At 58.3% G+C, this 21,776-nt stretch carries 27 protein-coding genes; 10 read left to right on the top strand and 17 right to left on the bottom strand.

From position 1 onward, the window contains the following. Window positions 1-3 precede the first annotated feature (3 nt). The 6 genes from pheT to thrS all read right to left on the bottom strand — a co-directional run bounded on the left by pheT (window position 4) and on the right by thrS (window position 6,648). Window positions 4-2,382, bottom strand: a complete 2,379-nt coding sequence (pheT, locus tag OC445_RS14765; protein WP_198790605.1) for a phenylalanine--tRNA ligase subunit beta — start codon at window positions 2,380-2,382, stop codon at window positions 4-6. Window positions 2,383-2,408: 26 nt separating this feature from the next. Next, window positions 2,409-3,425 carry a phenylalanine--tRNA ligase subunit alpha gene (gene pheS, locus OC445_RS14760; RefSeq protein WP_003192486.1) on the bottom strand — a complete coding sequence of 339 codons (1,017 nt, stop codon included), beginning with the start codon at window positions 3,423-3,425 and terminating at the stop codon, window positions 2,409-2,411. Window positions 3,426-3,534: 109 nt separating this feature from the next. Continuing rightward, window positions 3,535-3,891 carry a 50S ribosomal protein L20 gene (gene rplT / locus OC445_RS14755; protein WP_003192488.1) on the bottom strand — a complete coding sequence of 119 codons (357 nt, stop codon included), beginning with the start codon at window positions 3,889-3,891 and terminating at the stop codon, window positions 3,535-3,537. A gap of 29 nt (window positions 3,892-3,920) precedes the next feature. Next, window positions 3,921-4,115 carry a 50S ribosomal protein L35 gene (rpmI, locus tag OC445_RS14750; RefSeq protein WP_002553160.1) on the bottom strand — a complete coding sequence of 65 codons (195 nt, stop codon included), beginning with the start codon at window positions 4,113-4,115 and terminating at the stop codon, window positions 3,921-3,923. 59 nt (window positions 4,116-4,174) lie between these two features. After that, entirely contained in the window at window positions 4,175-4,726 is a 552-nt protein-coding gene (infC, locus tag OC445_RS14745) for a translation initiation factor IF-3 (protein WP_015884933.1), read from the bottom strand. Next, a complete protein-coding gene (thrS, locus tag OC445_RS14740) occupies window positions 4,726-6,648 on the bottom strand; it encodes a threonine--tRNA ligase (RefSeq protein WP_262020198.1) in 1,923 nt (640 codons plus the stop codon). The genes infC and thrS overlap by 1 nt, the downstream gene beginning before the upstream one ends. A 364-nt stretch (window positions 6,649-7,012) precedes the next feature. Here thrS and OC445_RS14735 point away from each other — a divergent pair, with 364 nt between their 5' ends. Both OC445_RS14735 and OC445_RS14730 read left to right on the top strand, forming a co-directional pair. After that, a complete protein-coding gene (locus OC445_RS14735; RefSeq protein WP_019820908.1) occupies window positions 7,013-7,327 on the top strand; it encodes a hypothetical protein in 315 nt (104 codons plus the stop codon). Between the two features lie 289 nt (window positions 7,328-7,616). Continuing rightward, window positions 7,617-7,829, top strand: a complete 213-nt coding sequence (locus OC445_RS14730; RefSeq protein WP_003234260.1) for a cold-shock protein — start codon at window positions 7,617-7,619, stop codon at window positions 7,827-7,829. Between the two features lie 67 nt (window positions 7,830-7,896). Here the strand turns inward: OC445_RS14730 and OC445_RS14725 are convergent, their stop codons facing one another. After that, window positions 7,897-8,217: an I78 family peptidase inhibitor gene (locus tag OC445_RS14725; protein WP_054898318.1), complete on the bottom strand. Its 321-nt coding sequence runs from the start codon at window positions 8,215-8,217 to the stop codon at window positions 7,897-7,899. Between the two features lie 144 nt (window positions 8,218-8,361). Then, complete coding sequence (locus OC445_RS14720) at window positions 8,362-8,667, bottom strand: hypothetical protein (protein WP_034128280.1); 306 nt, start codon at window positions 8,665-8,667, stop codon at window positions 8,362-8,364. Window positions 8,668-8,824: 157 nt separating this feature from the next. Here OC445_RS14720 and OC445_RS14715 point away from each other — a divergent pair, with 157 nt between their 5' ends. Then, entirely contained in the window at window positions 8,825-9,031 is a 207-nt protein-coding gene (locus OC445_RS14715; RefSeq protein ID WP_003192496.1) for a hypothetical protein, read from the top strand. A gap of 29 nt (window positions 9,032-9,060) precedes the next feature. Here OC445_RS14715 and OC445_RS14710 read toward each other — a convergent pair whose 3' ends face one another. From OC445_RS14710 to OC445_RS14680, 7 genes are read right to left on the bottom strand one after another with little or no spacing between them, the layout of a single operon-like run. Next, window positions 9,061-10,089 carry a nucleoside hydrolase gene (locus OC445_RS14710; protein ID WP_054898319.1) on the bottom strand — a complete coding sequence of 343 codons (1,029 nt, stop codon included), beginning with the start codon at window positions 10,087-10,089 and terminating at the stop codon, window positions 9,061-9,063. 27 nt (window positions 10,090-10,116) lie between these two features. Next, window positions 10,117-10,521 (bottom strand): D-ribose pyranase, encoded by a 405-nt coding sequence (gene rbsD, locus OC445_RS14705; RefSeq protein ID WP_034128236.1) that lies wholly within the window; start codon window positions 10,519-10,521, stop codon window positions 10,117-10,119. After that, complete coding sequence (rbsK, locus tag OC445_RS14700) at window positions 10,518-11,435, bottom strand: ribokinase (RefSeq protein ID WP_054922656.1); 918 nt, start codon at window positions 11,433-11,435, stop codon at window positions 10,518-10,520. The genes rbsD and rbsK overlap by 4 nt, the downstream gene beginning before the upstream one ends. A gap of 23 nt (window positions 11,436-11,458) precedes the next feature. Then, window positions 11,459-12,481, bottom strand: a complete 1,023-nt coding sequence (locus tag OC445_RS14695) for a LacI family DNA-binding transcriptional regulator (protein ID WP_054922657.1) — start codon at window positions 12,479-12,481, stop codon at window positions 11,459-11,461. A 3-nt stretch (window positions 12,482-12,484) separates the two neighbouring features. Next, entirely contained in the window at window positions 12,485-13,462 is a 978-nt protein-coding gene (locus OC445_RS14690; protein ID WP_054898321.1) for an ABC transporter permease, read from the bottom strand. Next, window positions 13,459-15,012: a sugar ABC transporter ATP-binding protein gene (locus OC445_RS14685; protein ID WP_054898322.1), complete on the bottom strand. Its 1,554-nt coding sequence runs from the start codon at window positions 15,010-15,012 to the stop codon at window positions 13,459-13,461. The genes OC445_RS14690 and OC445_RS14685 overlap by 4 nt, the downstream gene beginning before the upstream one ends. A gap of 57 nt (window positions 15,013-15,069) precedes the next feature. Further along, window positions 15,070-16,029, bottom strand: coding sequence for a sugar ABC transporter substrate-binding protein (locus OC445_RS14680; protein WP_003192504.1), 960 nt, complete (start codon window positions 16,027-16,029; stop codon window positions 15,070-15,072). 564 nt (window positions 16,030-16,593) lie between these two features. Between OC445_RS14680 and OC445_RS14675 the strand changes: the two genes are divergently transcribed. The 3 genes from OC445_RS14675 (at window position 16,594) to OC445_RS14665 (ending at window position 18,884) form a co-directional block, all read left to right on the top strand. Beyond that, complete coding sequence (locus OC445_RS14675) at window positions 16,594-17,682, top strand: asparaginase (RefSeq protein ID WP_034128241.1); 1,089 nt, start codon at window positions 16,594-16,596, stop codon at window positions 17,680-17,682. Between the two features lie 258 nt (window positions 17,683-17,940). Continuing rightward, window positions 17,941-18,192, top strand: coding sequence for a DUF1654 domain-containing protein (locus OC445_RS14670; protein ID WP_034128242.1), 252 nt, complete (start codon window positions 17,941-17,943; stop codon window positions 18,190-18,192). Window positions 18,193-18,194: 2 nt separating this feature from the next. Next, complete coding sequence (locus OC445_RS14665; protein ID WP_052199994.1) at window positions 18,195-18,884, top strand: endonuclease; 690 nt, start codon at window positions 18,195-18,197, stop codon at window positions 18,882-18,884. A gap of 31 nt (window positions 18,885-18,915) precedes the next feature. On the opposite strand, the gene OC445_RS14660 is transcribed toward OC445_RS14665, so the two are convergent. Continuing rightward, window positions 18,916-19,281: an SPOR domain-containing protein gene (locus tag OC445_RS14660; protein WP_034128243.1), complete on the bottom strand. Its 366-nt coding sequence runs from the start codon at window positions 19,279-19,281 to the stop codon at window positions 18,916-18,918. Window positions 19,282-19,545: 264 nt separating this feature from the next. Between OC445_RS14660 and csrA the strand changes: the two genes are divergently transcribed. The 3 genes from csrA to OC445_RS14645 all read left to right on the top strand — a co-directional run bounded on the left by csrA (window position 19,546) and on the right by OC445_RS14645 (window position 20,600). Continuing rightward, a complete protein-coding gene (csrA, locus tag OC445_RS14655) occupies window positions 19,546-19,740 on the top strand; it encodes a carbon storage regulator CsrA (RefSeq protein WP_003192511.1) in 195 nt (64 codons plus the stop codon). 209 nt (window positions 19,741-19,949) lie between these two features. Next, the gene (locus OC445_RS14650) at window positions 19,950-20,210 is read left to right on the top strand and encodes a hypothetical protein (RefSeq protein ID WP_054898325.1); all 261 of its coding nucleotides are present in this window, start codon (window positions 19,950-19,952) and stop codon (window positions 20,208-20,210) included. Between the two features lie 93 nt (window positions 20,211-20,303). Further along, the gene (locus OC445_RS14645; protein ID WP_054898326.1) at window positions 20,304-20,600 is read left to right on the top strand and encodes a hypothetical protein; all 297 of its coding nucleotides are present in this window, start codon (window positions 20,304-20,306) and stop codon (window positions 20,598-20,600) included. 20 nt (window positions 20,601-20,620) lie between these two features. On the opposite strand, the gene OC445_RS14640 is transcribed toward OC445_RS14645, so the two are convergent. After that, entirely contained in the window at window positions 20,621-21,298 is a 678-nt protein-coding gene (locus tag OC445_RS14640) for an HAD family hydrolase (RefSeq protein ID WP_054898327.1), read from the bottom strand. A gap of 183 nt (window positions 21,299-21,481) precedes the next feature. Here OC445_RS14640 and OC445_RS14635 point away from each other — a divergent pair, with 183 nt between their 5' ends. After that, window positions 21,482-21,742, top strand: a complete 261-nt coding sequence (locus OC445_RS14635; RefSeq protein ID WP_054898328.1) for a DUF2790 domain-containing protein — start codon at window positions 21,482-21,484, stop codon at window positions 21,740-21,742. Window positions 21,743-21,776 lie beyond the last annotated feature (34 nt).

The raw sequence follows: 21,776 nt of genomic DNA, 5'->3' as shown, positions 1-21,776 counted from the left end.
ACGTCACTTCCTTAACGTGGCGTTCAACCTTTGTTCGAGCGAGGTGAGGATATTTTGCGTCGTGGTATTCACCTCATCGTCATTAAGAGTGCGCGATGGATGCTGCCAGGTCAAGCCAACTGCGAGGCTTTTTCTATGCGGATCAATGCCTTTACCCTGATAGACGTCAAATAGCCTGAGGTCTGTCAGCCATTCCCCTGCATTTTCACGGATTACATCCAGAACTGCAGTGGCGGCGACTTCACGGTCGGCGATCAGGGCCAGGTCGCGACGCACTTCAGGGAAGCGCGACAACTCGCTGAATTTAGGCATCTTGCCCGACGCAACTTCAGCCAAGACTAGCTCAAACACGAAGACTGGACGGTCCAGCCCCAAGGTTTTCGACAGTTCTGGGTGAATGGCGCCCACAAAGCCCACCAGGCGACCTTCACGCTCGATACGTGCAGTCTGGCCTGGATGCAACGCTGGGTGGCTACCCGGCACGAACGTAAAGGCGTCCAACGCACCGGCAAAGCCGAGCACCGCTTCCACGTCTGCCTTGACGTCGAAGAAGTCCACGACCTCACGGCCTTGCGCCCAGCCTTCCGGCAGACGGCTGCCGCAGACGACGCCCGCCAGCATCGGCTCTTGCTTCAAGCCATCAAGCTGGCCGACGAAACGCAAGCCGCTTTCGAACAGACGCACGCGGTCTTGCTGGCGGTTCAGGTTGTGGGAAAGTGCCTTCACCAGGCCCGGCCACAGCGACGAACGCATGGCGGCCATGTCGTTGGAGATCGGGTTGGCCAACAACAGCGGTTCAACACCAGGGTTGAACAACTCGAACTGCTTTGGATCAATGAAGCTATAGGTCACGGCTTCCTGATAACCACGGGCAACCAGCAGGCGGCGCAGTTCAGGCAGGTGCGCACGCGCTTCGGCCTTGGGTTGCGGTGCCAGGCGTGCTTGCGGATAGCGAACCGGCAGGCGGTTGTAACCGTACAGGCGCGCCAGCTCTTCGATCAGGTCGACTTCCAGACTGATGTCGAAGCGATGGCTAGGTACTGCAACTTGCCACTGCCCTTCCCCGCCCGCAGAAATACCCAGGCCGAGCGCGGACAGCAGTTGCTCGATTTCAGCCGGCTCGATGACCAGGCCAAGCATCTGCTCAACGCTTTTGGCACGCAGGGTGATCGGCGCAATCGACGGCAGGAACTGTTCGTTGACGGTTTCGGTAATCGGGCCGGCTTCACCACCGGTGATTTCCAGCAGCAGGCCGGTAGCGCGCTCCATGGCTTCACGGGCGAGTTTCCAGTCCACGCCACGCTCGTAGCGGTGCGACGCATCGGTGTGCAGGCCGTAGGAACGAGCCTTGCCAGCGATCGCGATCTGGTCGAAGAACGCGCTTTCAAGGAATACGTCACGGGTGGTCGCGGATACACCGCTGTGCTCGCCACCCATCACGCCGGCAATTGCCAGGGCACGTGTGTGGTCGGCGATGACCAGAGTGTCGGCACGCAGGCTGACTTCCTGGCCATCGAGCAGCACCAGTTTCTCGCCTTCCTCGGCCATACGCACGCGGATGCCGCCATTGATTTCGGCAAGATCAAACGCGTGCAACGGCTGGCCGAGTTCCAGCATCACGTAGTTGGTGATGTCGACGGCAGCGTCGATGCTGCGTACATCGGCACGACGCAGGCGCTCGACCATCCACAGCGGGGTTGGCTTGGACAGGTCCACGTTACGGATCACACGTCCCAGGTAACGCGGGCAGGCGTTTGGTGCCAGTACCTCAATCGAGCGTACTTCGTCGTGTATCGCCGGTACGGCAGCGACCACTGGACGAGTGACAGGTGCGTTGTAGAGCGCGCCCACTTCACGGGCCAGGCCAGCCAGGGACAGGCAGTCGCCGCGGTTGGGGGTCAAGTCGACCTCGATGCTGGCGTCTTCCAGTTCCAGGTAAACACGGATGTCCTGACCCACTGGCGCGTCGGCCGGCAGCTCCATCAGGCCATCATTGCCCTCACCCACTTGCAGTTCGGCCTGGGAGCACAGCATGCCGTTGGATTCAACGCCACGCAGCTTGGCCTTCTTGATCTTGAAGTCGCCCGGCAACTGGGCACCGATCATAGCGAACGGGATCTTCAGGCCCGGGCGCACATTAGGCGCTCCGCACACGACCTGAAAGGTTTCCGAACCGTTGCTGACCTGGCACACACGCAATTTGTCGGCATCCGCGTGCTGCTCGGTGCTCAACACCTCGCCCACCACCACACCACTGAAAACACCGGCGGCCGGCGTAACGCTATCGACCTCAAGACCGGCCATCGACAGGCGAGCAACCAGCTCGTCGCGATCTACCTGCGGGCTTACCCAGCCACGCAGCCATTGTTCACTGAATTTCATCCTGCTCTCCTAAAGATTCGTTACGACTAGCGAAATTGCGCGAGGAACCGCAAGTCGTTGTCGAAGAACAGACGCAAGTCGTTCACGCCGTAACGCAGCATGGCCAGACGCTCAACGCCCATGCCGAAGGCAAAGCCCGAGAACTCTTCTGGATCGATCCCGGACATGCGCAGCACGTTGGGGTGAACCATGCCGCAGCCCATCACTTCCAGCCAGCCGGTCTGCTTGCACACACGGCAGCCTTTACCGCTGCACATCACGCATTCCATGTCGACTTCAGCGGATGGCTCGGTGAACGGGAAGAACGAAGGACGGAAACGTACCGCCAACTCTTTTTCGAAGAACACCCGCAGGAACTCTTCGATGGTGCCTTTGAGGTCGGCGAAATTGATATCGCGATCAACCAGCAGGCCTTCGACCTGGTGGAACATCGGCGAATGGGTGATATCCGAGTCGCTACGGTACACACGGCCTGGGCAGACAATGCGGATCGGCGGCTTGTTCGCTTCCATGGTGCGGACCTGTACCGGCGAGGTATGGGTGCGCAGCAGCATGTTGGCGTTGAAATAGAAGGTGTCGTGCATCGACCGGGCCGGGTGATGGCCTGGGATGTTGAGCGCCTCGAAGTTGTGGTAGTCGTCTTCGACCTCAGGGCCTTCGGCAATGCCGTAGCCGATGTGTGTGAAGAACTGTTCGATACGTTCCAGAGTCCGGGTGATCGGATGCAGACCGCCCGACGCCTGGCCACGACCAGGCAAGGTCACGTCAATGGACTCGGCGGCGAGCTTGGCCGCAAGATCGGCCTCCTCGAGCGACGCCTTGCGCGCATTGAGAACCTCTGTGACACGCTCCTTGGCGACGTTGATCAGCGCACCGACTTGCGGACGCTCTTCAGCGGGCAGATTTCCCAGGGTCTTCATCACCTGAGTCAATTCACCTTTCTTGCCAAGGTAGTGAACCCGGATTTGCTCCAGGGCATTTACATCTTCAGCGCTTTGCACAGCCTCAAGGGCTTGGGCGACGAGCGCGTCCAGGTTTTCCATGTACAGACTCCAGATACAAAATAGGGGAAGAGCTTGAAGGCTCTTCCCCTATTTATGACGTTTACCACCTTGGGCCACAGGAGTAGCCCAGGGTGACTGTCGGGGGTACTTAAGCCAAGGAGGCTTTAGCTTTCTCGACAATCGCAGCAAACACCGCTTTTTCGTTCACGGCCAGTTCAGCCAGAACCTTACGGTCGATTTCGATGGACGCTTTTTTCAGGCCAGCGATGAAACGGCTGTAGGACAGACCGTTAACACGTGCACCGGCGTTGATACGAGCGATCCACAGAGCGCGGAACTGACGTTTTTTCTGACGACGGTCACGGTAGGCGTATTGGCCTGCCTTGATTACCGCTTGCTTGGCAACACGGAATACGCGTGAACGCGCGCCGTAGTAGCCTTTAGCAAGTTTCAGAATTTTTTTGTGACGCTTACGGGCCATGACGCCACGCTTTACACGAGCCATGAGTTACTTCCTCTATTCTTGAACCAAAATTAACGAAGGCGCAGCATGCGCTCGACTTTTGCCACGTCAGACGGATGCAGCAAGCTGCTACCGCGCAGTTGACGCTTACGCTTGGTCGACATTTTGGTCAGGATGTGGCTCTTGAAAGCGTGCTTGTGCTTGATGCCGTTAGCAGTTTTCAGAAACCGCTTAGCAGCACCACTTTTAGTTTTCATCTTTGGCATGTTCGGTACTCCGCATTCAGTTGATAAACATAATCAGAAGGCCTGCCGTGCCCTGTTGATTACTTCTTCTTTTTCGGGGCGATGACCATAATAAGCTGGCGTCCTTCCATCTTAGGATGCTGTTCGACCGAACCGTACTCCAGCAGGTCAGCTTCAACCCGCTTGAGGAGTTCCATCCCCAGCTCCTGGTGGGCCATCTCACGGCCGCGGAATCGCAAGGATACCTTGGCCCTGTCCCCATCACTCAGGAAACGTACCAGGTTGCGCAGTTTTACCTGGTAATCCCCTTCCTCCGTCCCTGGACGAAACTTGATTTCTTTTACTTGAATCTGCTTCTGGTTCTTCTTCGCTGCGGCAACCTGCTTCTTCTTTTCGAAGATAGATTTGCCGTAGTCCATCACCCGACAAACAGGTGGGATTGCATCGGCGGAGATTTCCACCAGGTCCAGCTTGGACTCTTCTGCAATACGAAGCGCTTCATCAATCGAGACGATGCCAATCTGCTCGCCATCAGCGCCAATTAACCGAACCTCGCGTGCCGAGATATTCTCGTTGATCGGGGCTTTCGGTGCAGCTCGTTTATCTTGTCTCATTTCACGCTTAATAATAATTACTCCGAATCTGGGCGACCACGCCGGGAAATCGCTTGCGCGAGGAACTCAGCGAACTGGGCGACGGGCATCGAGCCCAGGTCAGCACCTTCACGAGTACGCACAGCGACAGTCTGCATCTCGACTTCCCGATCTCCGATAACCAAAAGATAGGGAACCTTGAGCAAAGTATGCTCGCGGATTTTAAAGCCGATCTTTTCATTTCTCAAGTCGGACTTGGCACGAAATCCGCTTTCGTTGAGAGTTTTTTCAACTTCAGCGGCAAAATCTGCCTGTTTATCAGTGATATTCATGATCACTGCCTGGGTCGGAGCCAGCCACGCAGGGAACGCGCCCTCGTAGTGCTCGATCAGGATACCGACGAACCGTTCGAACGAACCGAGGATCGCCCGGTGCAGCATAACCGGGTGTTTACGGCTGTTGTCTTCGGAGACGTATTCGGCTCCCAGACGGATCGGCAGGTTAAAATCGAGCTGCAGGGTACCACACTGCCAGACACGGCCAAGGCAATCTTTGAGCGAGAACTCGATCTTCGGACCGTAGAACGCGCCCTCACCCGGCTGCAGATCGTACGCAAGGCCCGCACTGTCGAGCGCAGCGGCCAGTGCCGCTTCGGCGCGATCCCATAGCTCGTCGGAACCGACGCGTTTTTCCGGACGAGTGGACAGCTTCATCTCGACTTCGGTAAAGCCGAAATCGCGATAAACGTCCATGGTCAGCTTGATGAACGCTGCGGACTCGGCCTGCATCTGCTCTTCGGTGCAGAAGATGTGGGCGTCGTCCTGGGTGAAGCCACGCACCCGCATGATGCCGTGCAGCGCACCCGATGGTTCGTTACGGTGGCAGGCACCGAACTCGGCCAGGCGCATCGGCAACTCGCGGTAGCTCTTCAGGCCCTGATTGAATACCTGCACGTGGCACGGGCAGTTCATCGGCTTGATGGCGTAGTCGCGGTTTTCCGACTGGGTGGTGAACATGTTGTCGGCGTAGTTGGCCCAGTGCCCGGATTTCTCCCACAGGCTGCGATCAACCACCTGGGGAGTCTTGATCTCCAGGTAACCGTTTTCGCGCTGCACCTTGCGCATGTACTGCTCAAGCACCTGGTACAGAGTCCAGCCATTCGGGTGCCAGAACACCATGCCCGGCGCTTCTTCCTGAAGGTGGAACAGGTTCAGGCGCTTGCCGATCTTGCGGTGGTCGCGTTTTTCAGCTTCTTCGATGCGCTGGATATAGGCGGCCAATTGCTTCTTGTCAGCCCAGGCCGTGCCGTAGATCCGTTGCAGCTGTTCGTTCTTGGCGTCACCGCGCCAGTAGGCACCGGACAGCTTGGTCAGCTTGAACGATTTGAGGAAGCGCGTGTTCGGCACGTGCGGGCCACGGCACATATCCACGTATTCTTCGTGGTAGTACAGCCCCATGGCCTGCTCGTCCGGCATGTCTTCTACCAGACGCAGCTTGTAGTCCTCGCCACGTGCAGTAAACACGTCGATCACTTCGGCACGCGGGGTGACTTTTTTGATGACGTCGTAATCTTTTTCGATCAGCGCGTGCATGCGCTGCTCGATGGCCGCCAGGTCGTCCGGCGTAAAAGGACGCTCATAGGCGATGTCGTAATAGAAGCCTTCTTCAATGACCGGGCCGATCACCATCTTGGCGGTTGGATACAGTTGCTTGACCGCATGGCCAATCAAGTGCGCGCAAGAGTGGCGAATGATCTCCAGCCCCTCTTGATCCTTGGGCGTGATGATTTGCAGGCTGGCGTCGCTGGTGATCAGGTCGCTGGCATCAACCAGCTTGCCGTCGACCTTGCCGGCCACGGTGGCCTTGGCCAGGCCAGCACCAATGGATGCGGCGACCTCGGCTACGGAAACCGGATGATCGAATGAACGCTGACTGCCGTCGGGAAGAGTAATAGTTGGCATGGCGCCTCCTCTCCTAGTGGTGACCCCTACCAAAGGTCACGTGGGTTGGGATGAGCCAGTACAAGATCCAACACCAGGCCGCTCAATAATGAACGCCTGCCTTACAGCGGCAGGAGCCTTTCGGCCAACCGATAATCGAACCAGAGTGACTGGAGTGAACAAAAAGAACCTGGCAAGGCGGCAAATGGCGCGCCCGGAAATAGCCAGGCAAGGATGCTAGCACAGATGAACGGTCATCGCGTTGGTCAAGCGCTGGGTAAAGAGCAATTCATGGCTTTACAGTTGCAAAAGTGAACTTGAGCTGTACGCAGGGCCTCAAAGCCACTGAGAATCGCCGTTCGTCCTCGACCCAAAGGAGCATCCCATGATGCGTTTTACCTCTACCCTCGCTGTCGCCGCTACCCTGAGCCTCCTTTCCCTCGGCGCGCAGGCTGCAGCCCCTTCCAACTGGCCAGCTGGCGCCCGTGACGCCTTCGTCAACGACTGCAGTGCCGCAGCCAGCCAGAACGTGGACGTCAAAACTGCCAAAGCCCACTGTGAATGTGGCGCTGACAAGATCAATGCCGAATTGAGCACTGCCGAGATCAAGGAATTGATGACCAACCAGAACGCCAGCCCGGAGCTTAAAAACAAAGCAGTCGCGGCTATTTCGTCCTGCAAAGTGGTGAAGAAAAAGTAAGATTGGCTGACGATTCGACGGTCATTTCGCTGAAAAAACAGCCTGAAAACTGCCATTTCACACAAATTATGCAGGTTTTACGGCTTTTTTTAACAGCTGATATTTCGTCGCGAAGCCCCGTAAATCGGGGCTTTCAGCCGAACAACGGATCAAACGCAAAGCGATTGATTAGCAAACAGTGCCTTGGGGGGGCTCCCAAGCCGAACATTTCGACTATGATAGCCCTGTGTGCCCAGTTGGCCTGAGCAGCACAGCACTACTGAAAATATATGTTTCTTGGAGATACACCATGTCTAATCGCCAAACCGGCACCGTTAAATGGTTCAACGATGAAAAAGGCTTCGGCTTCATCACTCCTCAAGGTGGCGGTGACGACCTGTTCGTACACTTCAAAGCTATCGAAAGCGACGGTTTCAAAAGCCTGAAAGAAGGCCAAACCGTTTCCTTCGTGGCTGAGAAAGGCCAAAAGGGTATGCAAGCTGCACAGGTTCGCGGCGAGTAATTCTCCGCTGAGCTAAAAAAACCCCGTCCATGTGACGGGGTTTTTTATGGGCGATGCAAAAGCCGTATCAGCCGCAGTTAACCCGGTTGATCACCAGATTGTCGTCGGTGTTCAGGTTCAGGCGGTCGGAGCGATACTCCAGCGTGACCATGTCGTTGGGCTTGAGGATGCGTGCATTCTGCGCGCCAGCACGCGTACGTGCTTGCTCCAGCAACTGGGGCGAGGCTTTCTGGCCGATGGCGAACTCTGCGGCCTTCGACTCACAGCGGCTATGACCGGCATCGGTCACAGTGGCAGCTTTGCCTGGCTCAGAGGCACCCGGGGTACTGCAACCCGCCAACGCGAGCGCAGCCAACAAAGTACCGAATGATGCGAGCTTCCAAGGCATGAAGCCTCCTATGATAAAAAGTGGACAGAGATCGTGCGACAGCATTCAAAGCGATTGGTTTCAAGACGTTAACCGCCTGTGGGCAAGTCTGCCTGAGTCACGGCCTGCAATCGCTTGGTGAATCGTGACTAGATATGAACGTATTCAGTAGATATCGATGTAGTCCGACGAAGGAGTAGGCCAATTCTGCTTCAGCGCGTTGAAAATCTGCATGACCCAGACTTCATCGCTGGCCGCCACGTTGCCGACATAGCCGGAACCTTTGGCCCAGGTCTCCAGGCGAAACACCAGGCCAGCGATATCAGCCCCACCGACTACGCCGGAAGAAATGTAGGCGATGCCTTCTTTGGTTACCCGCAACTGGGTATGTTCGTCGTCACTGGCGCTGCCAAGCAATTGGCGCACGGCGTCCAGCGTCAGGTTGTCGGGCTTGCTCAAATCGATTTGCACGCGGTGTTTCCCGGCCATTTAACAGGCCAACAGTGTCGCACAGCCGCCGCTTCATGCCTAAGTAGCAGTGCCAAATGCCGTACAAAATGCTTAACTGCGCCCCTCTGGAACGGCGTTCCAGTGCATTGCCCCCGCATTTTTAGCCCGTGAGATTTCCATGACCACCGTAACGCTTCAAGCCGACATCAAAGCCAAGTGGCCCCAAGGGCAAAGTTCCTACAGCCCCGGAAGCCCGGAAGAACTGGCGATCATTGGTATCGACCTGTTGGTCAAGGAACTGGGCACCCAGGCGGCGCAAGCATTCATCGGCCAGATATTCGAGAAATACCCGGCCGACTACATGGGCGCCCAAGAGCGCGAATAGAACAGGGCGACGAGCGCCGCCCCGCTAACTTACTTCAGACGCGCCAGGCGCTCGGTCAGCAGATCGAAGAAGCCCTGGGCGTCGCCATTCTCAACCCAGAACACATTCTTCGGCTGCTTGAGGCCGTCATACCAATCGACAATGGTCTGGCCGAAGGTCGGGCCTTCGCGGCTGTCGACCACCATATTGGCCTCACGACCGCTGAACAGCGAAGGCTTGAGCAGGTACGCCACCACGGTAGCGTCATGGACCGGGCCACCCGGAATGCCGTAGTGCTCCATATCGCCTTTGACGTACTCATTCAGAATACTGCTGACGACCTTGCTCGCATTGTTGTTCAGGTCCGCAATCTTCTTCAGGCGGGCGTCGCTGGTGAGGACTTTATGGGTCACGTCCAACGGCAGGTAGGTCAACTTCACACCGCTTTTGAGCACGATCTCCGCCGCCACCGGATCGGCGAACAGGTTGAACTCGGCCACTGGGGTGATATTGCCGCCGTTGAAGTGGGCGCCGCCCATCACGACCACTTCCTTGATGCCCTGGGTGATTTCGGGCGCTTGAGTCAGCGCCAGTGCCAGGTTGGTCTGCGGGCCGAGCATGGCGATGGTGATGCTGTGCGGCTTGGCGCTGCTCAGGGTCTTGATCAGGTAGTCGACTGCATTGCCTTCGGCCAGGCCTGTTTTCGGTTCATGCACCGTGACGCCCGAGATGCCTTCCTTGCCATGGATATTCTCGGCGTAGATCGGTTTGCGCAACAACGGCGCTGGCGCACCTGCGTACACCGGGATGTCCTCGCGACCTGCCCATTCGCGCGCCAGGCGCGCGTTGCGGGAGGTCTTGTCCAGGCGCACATTGCCGGCGACGGTGGTCAGCGCACGAATGCTCAACTCCTCCGGCGAGGCCATGGCGAACAGCAAGGCCACCACGTCATCGGCACCCGGGTCGGTATCGATGATCAGGTCGATTTTTTCCGCCGCTTGGGCGCTTGCAGCAGTGAGCGCGGACAAAAGCAGAACACTCCGGAACAGGTTTTTCAGGGTAGGTAGACCACGTTGCATAAAGCACTCCTTGTCATAGGGGGGACGCTAGAACGTTACGCCGGACACCAGCGCGATATTGCAGTACGGCTGGCACTCGCCAGTGCGCACCACAGCGCGGGCATTGCGGCTCAATTGCTTGAATTGGTCATGGCTGAGCAGGCGTCGCTCGCCCAGTGCAGCCTGCTCTGTGAGCGTATTTAGCGCGGTCAGCGCGGGCGGTTGCTTCAGCAGGATCTCTTCTGCCAGAACATGGCTTTCCACCTGCATTTCGCTAAGCACGATGCGCAAGGTGCTGATGAAGTCCGGGATGCCCTGGGTCAGTGCCAGGTCGATCAATTCGACGCCGGGAGGTACCGGCAGGCCGGCATCGCCGATGACCAGAATGTCACCGTGGCCCAGGGACGCGATCACGCGCGACAGGGCGATATTCAGCAAAGGTGTCTTTTTCATGCGGGCACAAAACCTTGTACGTCGTGCAGCGTAGGAATGGAAGGCTGAGCGCCGGCGCGGGTCACTGACAACGCCGCCGCCACTTGGCCAAAACGGATCGCCTCGGCTTCGCTCTGGCCCGCGGCCAGCGCGGCGGCAAAGCCACCGACAAAGGTATCGCCAGCAGCGGTGGTATCCACCGCCTTGACCTTCGGCGCCACCAGGTGCTCAAAGCTCTTGCCGTCGGCAAACAGCGCGCCCTGGGCGCCCAGGGTGATGATGACCTTGCCAGCACCCGCCTGGATCAGCGCGGTCGCGGCGACCTTGGCACTGTCGAGGGAGTCGACCGCTACGCCGCTGAGAGCGCTGGCCTCGCTTTCATTGGGGATCAGATAATCGATCGAGGCATACCAGTCAGCGGGCAATGGTCCGCTTGCCGGGGCCGGGTTGAGGATGACGGTCTTGCCCAGTTCGCGACCCCGCTTGAGCGCATACCCAACGGTCTCCATCGGCACCTCAAGCTGGCAGATGATCACGTCTGCCGCCTGCAGCACAGCGTCGCACGTTCGCAGCGACGCAGGCGTCAGCTCACCGTTGCTGCCGGCCACAATGACAATGGCGTTCTGGCTGCTGTCATCGACCACGATCAACGCCACACCGCTGGAGCCATCCACCGTGCTGACGGCCTGGCAGTCGATCCCTTCCACCAGCAGCGCATCGCGCAATTGGCTGCCATAGGCGTCGGTACCGATGCACCCCACCATGGCGACACTCGCCCCCAGGCGTGCCGAGGCGACGGCCTGGTTGGCGCCCTTGCCACCGGGCACAGTGGAAAATGTCTGGCCGATCAGGGTTTCACCGGCACGCGGCAAGCGACTGGCGCGGGTGACCAGGTCCATGTTCAAGCTGCCTATTACCACTACTTTTGCTGGCATACATCAGTACTCATCAATTCGGTTCAGCGGTATTGGGCGAACACATCAGCCAATGGCGCGGTCGACTCACGCAAAACAATACTGGGCGTCACGATACGTTGATCGATCGGCAGTTGGGGGGTTGCTATTCGTTGCAGTAATAATTCGGCCGCAGTCTCGCCCAATTGCAGGATCGACTGGCCAACCGTCGTCAGCGCCGGGTAGACGTAGCGCCCCATCTGGATGTCATCGAAACCGATGACCGACAGCTCGCCCGGCACCCGCACATTGCGCTCGGCGGCGGCGCGCAGCACGCCAAAACCAATCATATCGTTGCTGGCGAAAATCGCGCTGGGCGGGTGTTGCGATAATAACTGTACGGCTGCGGCATACCCGCCCGTGCTGGTGAAATCGCTTTCCAGGGTACGACTGGACAACACCTCGATGCCCGCCTCGCGCAATGCACGCTGGTACCCGGCCAGGCGCATCTGCGCCACGCGGGTATGCCCAGGGCCGCCGATACAGGCGATGTCCCGGTGCCCCAACTCCAGCAAGTGCCGGGTCGCCAGGTAAGCGCCCTCTTCGTGATCGATGCGCACCAGGTCCACATCAATCCCATCCAGCGCCCGGTCGACAATCACCATCGGCGTGCGCACTGCACTCAAGCCTGCGGCAAGGCCACTGTCATCACCGCCCACGGATGTCACGATCAAGCCGTCGACGCGTTTTTCCAGCAACACGCGCAAATAACTGCGCTGTTTCTCTGCGTCGTCATCCGAGTTGCAGAGGATCACGCAATAGCCATTACGCTCGCAGTAATCCTCGATACCCCGAGCCAGCTCGGCAAAATACGGGTTGAGGCTGTTGGGCACCAGCAGCCCGATGGTGGCCGTGGTTTTGGCCTTGAGCGAGCGTGCCACGGCACTGGGCACGTAGTCCAACTGCTTGATCGCCGCCTCGACCTTGATGCGTACCGGCTCGCTGACTGGGCGCGTCTTGTTCACCACATGGGACACGGTGGTGTAGGAAATACCTGCAAGCGCTGCCACATCCTTGATCGTTGCCATGGTTCAGCCCCGCCGACTGGCGCGCTGGCTGCGATAAGTATCGAGGACCACGGCAATCACGATCACGGCACCGGTAATGATGCGTTTAGTCGGTTCCGTCGCGCCGATCTGCGCCAGCCCGGCGGCCAGGACCGAAATAATCAACACCCCGAAGAACGTACTGATGACCGAGCCACGCCCGCCCATCAGGCTGGTGCCACCGATCACTACGGCGGCGATCACTTGCAGCTCCAGGCCCGAACCGGCATTCGGGTCCGCCGCTTCCAGGCGCGAGATCTGGAACAGCGCCGCCACACCAGCCAACAGGCCCATCAGGCTGAACACCAGGACCTTGTAAGGCTTGGGATTGATACCCGCCAGGCGCACCGCTTCTTCGTTGGTGCCGATGCCGATCAGGTAGCGACCGAAGACCGTACGGGTCAGTACCAACTGGGCCGCGATGATCACCAGCAAGGCGATGATGAACGACGGAGAAATACCGAAGGCAATCGGGTTGGACAGCCAGGCAAACGAGTCACCGATATAAGCGGTGCGCGAGCCCGTCATCTGGTAGGCCACGCCGCGGGCCATCTCCAGCACGCCGAGGGATACGATAAATGACGGAATGCGCCAGGCCACCGTGATGGAACCGGTGATGGTGCCGGCCAACGCCGCGCAACCCATGCCCAACAGGGCGGCAGGCAACACGCTCCAGCCCCAGCCCAGGATCGCCACGCTGACTGCCGAGGCCGCCAATGCCAGTACCGATCCCACAGACAGGTCGATGCCGCCAATGATCAGGATGAAGGTCATGCCCACCGCCAGCACCATCAGGTCTGGAATCTGGTTGGCCAGGGTGCTGAAGGTGTCATAGGACAGAAAGTGATCGCTGAGCATCGAGAACAGCGCAATCATCGCCAGCAGGGCACCCGCCAGCCCGAGGTAGGTACCCAGGCCATAGAAGTTGCCGCCAGTTTTACCGGGGGAAATGTTTGTTTTCATGGGGTATTCCTAGGCGCTGCTTCGTTGAGCAGCGCATCACGTTTCTGATAGCCGGCAAAGGCGGCGGCGAGCAATTCGTCCTGGGTCCAGCTGTCACGCTCGAAGGTCTCGATCAGGCGCCCGGCGGACAGCACACCGATGCGGTCACAGATCAGCATCAGCTCACGCAGGTCACTGGACACCACCACCAGCGCTTTGCCCTGGCGGGTCAATTCACCGAGCAAGGCATAGATATCGAACTTGGCACCGACGTCGATACCGCGGGTGGGCTCATCGAACAGCATTACTGCGCAGTCGCGCTCCAGCCAGCGGCCAATCACCACCTTCTGCTGGTTACCACCCGACAGCTCGGACACCAGTTGCGTCGGGCTGGAACTGCGGATTCGCATGGCGTCGATCTGGCGCTTGGCCAGAGCGGTTTCGTTACGGCTGTTGACGACGCCCCCGCCGGAAATTTCCGGCATGTTGCCCAAGGCGATGTTGGCGCTGATGGACTGGGTCAGCAGCAGGCCTTCGCCCTTGCGGTCTTCGGTGATCAGGGCAATACCATGACCGACCGCGTCGACCGGCGAGCGAATGCTCACCACCTTGGCCGGCGAACCCAAGGCCACGGTGCCGCTATCGGCCGGGTCGGCGCCGAAAATCAGGCGCAGCAATTCGGTGCGACCGGCGCCGATCAGGCCGGAAATGCCAAAGATTTCACCGGCGCGCACTTCAAAGGACACATCGCGGACCTTGTCCGAACGGGTCAGGCCCGTCACGGTCAAGGCCGGACCTCCGATGGTACGCGGGCCCAAATCGATGTGTTCACCCAGTTCGCGACCGACCATCAAGGTCACTAACTGCTCACTGTTGTAATTGGCCATCGGCTCGACGCAGACCAGCTTGCCGTCGCGCAATACCGCAATGCGCTGGGCGACACGGGCCAACTCTTCGAGCCGGTGCGAAATATAAATGATCGCCACGCCTCGAGCCTGCAGGCGCGTGATTTGTTCAAACAGCATCTCGACTTCACGAGCAGTAAGCATCGCCGTGGGCTCGTCGAGGATCAATACATGGCAGTCGCCGATCAGGTTACGAGCGATCTCGACCATTTGCTGGTGACCAATGCCCAGGCTGCCTACCAGTGTGTCCGGGTCGATCGCGTCCAGGCCGACTTGGGCCATGGCTTCGATCGCGGCTTTGCGCAATTGTTTGCGGCTGATCCAACCACAGCGGCTCGGCAGGTTATCCAGGAACAGGTTTTCAGCCACGGTCAGCGTCGGCAGCAGGTTGAGTTCCTGCATGACCATGCGCACGCCCAAGGCTTCGGCCTGGGTGCGGCTGGCGGGGCGATAATCCTGACCGTTGAATTGCATGTGCCCGGTGGTGGGCGTGACCAGGCCGCCGATGATCTTCGACAAGGTACTTTTGCCTGCGCCGTTCTCACCGGTCAGCGCCAACACTTCCCCGCGATTGAGCGTCAGGGTGATGTCGGACAGAACCGGTTGGGCATAGGTCTTACCGATACCGCTGACCGAGAGGACAGCGTTCGGGGCGGAAGATGACATAGGAAAATCTCCAGGCGCCCGCTCAGGACGAGCGGGCGCTGTTGGGTACTGCCAGGATTACTGCTTGATGACGAGTTCGACCGGGGTTTCGATCACGCCATCTTTGGCATCGACTTTCTCACCCTTGACCAGCTTCAGCGCGTTCTGGATACCGAACACGGCTTGCTGGGCGGCGGCCTGGTCAGCGGTGGCCAACACGCGGCCGTCCTTGAGCATTGGCTTGATCGCGTCAATGTTGTCGTAACCTACCACCAACACCTTGCCGGCCTTGCCTGCCGCACGCACGGCGGAAACAGCGCCCAGAGCCATGTTGTCGTTACCGGCCAACAGCGCCTTGATATCCGGCGTTTCGCTCAGCATCGCTGCGGCGATTTTGTTGCCCTGGTCGATTTCCCAGTTACCGGACTGGGTGGAAACAATCTTCATGCCTGCGGCGTCCATCGCATCCTTGAAGCCTGCGGTGCGCTGCTGGGCATTGGTGGTAGTGGGTACGCCCTCGATGATGCCGACCTTGTCACCGGCGGCCAGTTGCTTGGCCAGGTAGTCGCCCACCAGCTTGGAGCCTTTGCGGTTATCCGGGCCTACAAACGGAATATCGAGGTTTTTGCTTTTGAGTACTTCCGGGTCCAGGCGATTGTCGATGTTGACCACCTTGATACCGGCATCGGAAGCCTTTTTCAGCACACTGGCGAGTGCCTTGGAGTCGGCGGGAGCAATGACAAGCGCATCAACCTTGGCGTTGATCATTTCGTTGACAATGGCGATCTGCGCGCTGGTATCGGTTTCGTTCTTGATGCCGTTGGAGATCAACTTGAATTCTGTTGGGTGCGCTTTCTGGTAATCCTTCGCACCGTCGGTCATGGTGACGAAAAACTCATTGGCAAGGGACTTCATGACCAAACCCACGGTAGGCGTTTTGGCAGCGTCATCGGCAAATGCAGAAGAGAGAGGCAAAGCGGCGGATGCGGCAGCAAGCACAGCAACAGCAAGAAGACGTCCAGCAAATGGCAGCTTCATGGGTTCACTCCGATCTTATGATTATTGTGAGCAACGCCTGCACCGAAGAGCCCTTCGGCAGCCCTCCCACCTGGGCGGCTGATACGAGCTGTCACGATGCGCCAAGGGCGCAGTGAAACATCTCGCAAACGTTTGCGTTGAGCAAACTATGAGAACCTTGTCGAGATTTGTCAACGGTAGCAGCAAGCCTTTCATTGGCGCCCTCCAAGCTCTCCCTTGAGCCACCGACCGCTGATACGTTTAAGCCAGCTCGCCGTTTCTGCCGTTCGCTGAAACGACAGACTGCACTGCGAATGATCGACCACAGCGCTCGGACATATCGTGATCGCTTTCGGACAACCGAACACCACAACCCTTCGCGTTCGGAAAGCCGGACAGCGCCAAGCCCCATGAAACTAAAATCTTAGGTTAAGTTGTTTTAAATCAATAAGTTAATTTATAAAAACCAACATGCTCAGTCTGGTACAAATCCTGCTCTTTCTCAGCACCTCGCGGCGTTCAGAACCGCCCGGGTGTTCTAGATGAACCTGCTACAGCACTCATCAAAAACCAGAGAGAAAAATAATGAAATCTGCATTGAAGAACGTCATTCCGGGCGCCCTGGCCCTTCTGCTGCTGTTCCCCGTTGCCGCCCAGGCAAAGGAAGTCGAAAGCAAGACCAAACTGTCCAACGTAGTCATCCTCGCCACCGGCGGTACCATCGCTGGCGCCGGCGCCAGTGCTGCCAACAGTGCCACCTACCAGGCGGCCAAGGTCGGCATCGAACAACTGATCGCCGGCGTTCCTGAGCTTAGCCAGATCGCCAATGTTCGCGGCGAACAAGTGATGCAAATTGCGTCGGAAAGCATCAATAACGAAAACCTTCTGCAACTGGGTCGCCGTGTCGCCGAATTGGCCGACAGCAAGGACGTCGACGGCATCGTGATCACCCACGGCACCGACACCCTTGAAGAAACCGCCTACTTCCTGAACCTGGTGGAAAAAACCGACAAGCCTATCGTGGTGGTCGGTTCCATGCGCCCAGGCACCGCGATGTCGGCGGACGGCATGCTCAACCTGTACAACGCCGTTGCGGTCGCGGGCAGCAAGGATGCACGGGGCAAAGGCGTGCTGGTGACAATGAACGACGAGATCCAATCTGGCCGCGACGTCAGCAAGATGATCAACATCAAGACCGAAGCGTTCAAGAGCCCATGGGGCCCGCTGGGCATGGTCGTCGAGGGTAAATCCTACTGGTTCCGCCTGCCGGCCAAGCGTCACACCATGGATTCTGAGTTCGACATCAAGACCATCAAAAGCCTGCCTGACGTTGAAATTGCCTACGGCTATGGCAACGTGAGCGACACTGCCTACAAGGCATTGGCCCAAGCGGGCGCCAAAGCGATCATTCACGCCGGTACCGGTAATGGGTCAGTATCGTCCAAGGTCGTTCCAGCGCTGGTGGAATTGCGTAAACAAGGCGTGCAGATCATTCGCTCTTCCCACGTCAACGCCGGTGGCATGGTTCTGCGTAACGCCGAACAGCCAGACGACAAATACGACTGGGTCGCCGCCCTTGACCTGAACCCGCAGAAAGCCCGCATCCTGGCCATGGTCGCCCTGACCAAGACCCAGGACAGCAAGGAACTGCAACGGATCTTCTGGGAATACTAATCCCTGCTGATTCATCTGTAGAAAGATGCTTTTGTGGCGAGGGAGCTTGCTCCCGCTGGGCTGCGAAGCGCCCAAAATACTTGCGGGCGCTACGCACCCGAGCGGGAGCAAGCTCCCTCGCCACATTCAGCCCCTCTCCCCCCGAACTTCAACAAACTCCCTGATTCGCTGTCAGACGAACTTCTTGAAATTTAAGCAGTTGCGAAATTGCCTACAGTTAAATACTGTATGTGCGTACAGCCAATTAAGGAATGCTCTGTGGCAAAGCCCTCTTCCGCAGCACCTGCAGCGCCTGACGCCTATCAGCGCCTGGCTATCCGCGTGCAAAAAATCATCAATTCGACCAACGCGCAGAAAGCCAAGGCGGCGTTGATCTTCCGTTTACCCGAGGAACCGGAGAACGATTGGCAACGTTTACTGGAAGAGATTGCAGAGAATGACAACGTCACCCTCGCCTATCGGGACGACGGTGGCGTGCAGATTTTTTGGGTTGTACCGAAGGAAGATTGATTGTGAGTGCCCGTTTTATTGCTGTGTGCTGTCTGTTTTTAACCTTCACTGCCAACGCCCAAGCCCCTCGCACCTTTAGCGAAGCCAAGAAGATCGCCTGGAAGCTCTACGCGCCGCAATCCACCGAATTTTATTGCGGCTGCAAATACACCGGTAACCGGGTGAACCTGAAAGCCTGCGGTTACATCCCCCGCAAAAACGCCAACCGCGCTGCACGCATTGAGTGGGAACACATCGTGCCGGCCTGGCAAATCGGACATCAGCGCCAATGCTGGCAAAATGGCGGGCGAAAAAACTGCACGCGCCATGATGAGGTGTTCAAGCGCGCCGAGGCAGACCTGCACAACCTGGTGCCGAGCATCGGCGAAGTGAATGGTGACCGTAACAACTTCAGTTTTGGCTGGCTGCCGGTGCAAAGCGGGCAGTACGGCTCATGCCTGACCCAGGTGGACTTCAAGGCGAAGAAAGTCATGCCGCGCCCGTCCATTCGCGGGATGATCGCACGCACGTATTTTTATATGAGCAAGCAGTATGGCCTGCGCCTGTCGAAGCAGGACCGGCAATTGTATGAAGCCTGGAACAAGACCTATCCGGTGCAAACCTGGGAGCGCCAGCGCAACCAGACAGTGGCGTGCGTGATGGGACGTGGTAATGAATTCGTCGGCCCGGTCAACCTCAAGGCCTGCGGCTGACTGTGGGCGGGGTGCCCGCCCACTTCACCTGCTACTGCGCAGCCTGGTGTTCGATAATCTCCGACACGGTGTCGTTTTTCTTGGCCCGCGCCATTTTTTCGTTTAGCAGCGCCTGCTTGGCTTCGGCCTCGGCTTTGGTCGCGAACGGCCCCAATAGCACCTCATCCTTGCCGTCGACTTTCACAATGTAGAAATTGAACCCGTGCTCCAGCAACCAGGCGGTCAGGTCGGTGATCGCCTGCAGCTTATGGTCCGGCGGGCCGACCCGTATATCCCATTCCTGAGCGGCAATCGCACCGGTTTGCGGTAGGCTTTCGGTCACGGCAGGCTTGGCCTTGGGGGCGTCGACCGACTTACCTTCACCGCATCCGGCCAACGCCAACACCACAATTGCCATCGCTACTTTACGCACTGCCCTGCTCCTTTGAGGATCAAAGAGGCAACTTTACCATTCACTGTCTATTCTGGCCGTCATAAACGTTGGCTTAAACAATGCGAATCATGTATCGCGACCTGTATGATACCGCCATGGGAATTAATGTCGCCTCTATGCGTCCTAGAAAGAGGCAGTCACAGGGAAGCGCTTCGCAGTAAGCTACACACATCCGACACCTACCCTGTCTGAAACATGTGTCCTTAAAAGTAATTCAAGGAGAAGTCCATGCTTATACTCACCCGCAAAGTCGGTGAAAGCATAAACATCGGTGATGACATTACGATCACCATCCTGGGCGTTAGCGGCCAGCAAGTACGAATCGGCATCAACGCACCTAAGGATGTTGCCGTGCATCGCGAGGAGATTTACCAGCGTATCCAGGCCGGCCTGACTGCACCTGACAAAAACCAGACGCCTTGAAACGCCTCCAGTAGCCAGCCTTTTCGTTCACTGTAACGGCTGGCGAAAACCCAATTGGCCTGTTCGCGCTTCCCGGGTGACCAGCGCACGTTGAGCCCTTCCTTCGCTGCAAGATGAAACTGTCAGGGCATCCGGAACTTGTCGCGCTATTGGCAGCCCAACTTCTGACACTTTATCCTGCCGTCCGAGTGCATTTCGGGAACACGTCGATGAGGCCAGCCGCGTCGCAACCGCTTGTTTCAAGATCCTGGATGATCGCCCTGCTGATAGGGCTGGTCTTCGTGGCACTCGGGTGCTGCTTGAGAATGGAAGTGGAAGGGGCCGATCCCGACGCCCATTCCTGGTTGGATCTTGCGCTTCTGCTCTGTGGCTACCTGCTTGCGTTCTGCCTCAAGCCCATCCAGAAGGTGATCTTGCGCAAGCTGCGTCAGCGCGCCGCTCATCGCACCCATGGAAAAACCGCACGTTGAGGGCGTTTACCTGTTATCGGATCGCCGGTATTTACAGCGCCGCCGCACCACCTATCATTGGGCTTGCGCAGTCAGTCAAAGGTGCAGATACAGATGGATACCCTCAGTAAAGCCCAGATCGAGTCAGCACTGGCAGCGCGCCTGCCCAGCTATACCGTTGAGTGCACGCTGCATGCCGACGGTACTCTCTCAGCCGTTCTCAGCGGCCCGGGAACCGATCACTTCGCGATTACCGGCATCGTGCGCGCGCATTATCACGGTACAGAAGCCATCAACCGGCTCGCCACCGAGATACTCAGGGAAATGGTGGTGTCGCGCCAGGGGATGAAAAACAGCCGACTGCAGGCACTGTCCGATCCCATCGACTGCATGGAAGGCCGAGACCGGTAACGGGCTCGGCCTTCCACGTATCATGGCGCCAACGAACTTAAGGACAGCAAGCCATCAGCCCCACGCTCGGCTTTCAACGCACCGTATTGCTCGATGCAAGCATGGGCGGTCACCATCGGCGCCACGTGTGTCGAGGTCACCACCATGATATCCGCCCCCGCCGCTTCCCCAGCCTGAATACCCACTGTGGCGTCCTCGAACACCAGGCAGTCCTGCACCGGCACGCCCAGGCGCCGAGCACCCAGCACATAACAGGCCGGATCGGGCTTGCCCGTCTTCACATCTTCGGCTGTCACCAGTACCGCCGGCACGGGGATGCCCGCTGCTTGCAGCCGGCGCACGGCCAATGCCTTTGGCGCTGAGGTGACCAACGCCCATTGATCGACGGGCAGGCTCGCCAAAAACGCCACCGCGCCGGGAATCGCCACGATGCCTTCGACATCGTCCAGCTCAGCCTCGGTGATCCATTGGGCTTCTACCTGTGGATCGACGCCCGGCAATGCCTGGCGGGTGATCGTATCAATCGCGCGGGCGCCATGAATGGTGTGCAGAAAGGCTTCCACATCCAAGCCATGCCGTGCAGCCCAGATGCCCCAGACGCGCTCCGCAGCGGCAATGGAGTTGAGCAGGGTCCCGTCCATATCGAACAGAAAGGCGCGGTAACGCCGGGTAAATACATTTGGAGTTGGGCTGGACACTGCGCGGCTTCCTCATGGGCTGGGCCCTGCAATCTACGGATCACCTCGACGCTTGTAAACGCCGAGTCCTGGCCCGTCACCTCCAAGTAAAAAATGACGAACTTGTCATGATCCTGTTGGTTGGCTGTTGGGGTCGCCTGGTTACCGTGAGCTCACTACCCACCCGGAACGTGAGACACCACCATGAAACTGATTGCCCTGGGCTTTGCCGCTTTGCTCGCCACTGGCTCGGCATTCGCTGCCGATACCGCCCCCGCTACCAACGTGATCCACGACAAAACCGGCTTCTTCGTGCACCTGGATGTCGCCAGGGTGCTGTCGAGCACCGACACCTACGGCCAATGCGGGGTTGTGCCGGCGCAACTGCGCTATCTGGACCACCAAGACCGCGAACATGTTCTCGATTACCAAGTCCAGGGCACCGGTTGCGCCAATGACAATTGATCGGGCTACACTGGCGCAACTTATTGAAGCAGAG

The organism is Pseudomonas sp. Pse35 (assembly GCF_024519715.1).
Classification (GTDB): Bacteria; Pseudomonadota; Gammaproteobacteria; order Pseudomonadales; family Pseudomonadaceae; genus Aquipseudomonas; species Aquipseudomonas paracarnis.
Note: the sequence above shows the minus strand (reverse complement) of the source record. Positions and strands in the feature narration are given on the sequence as shown.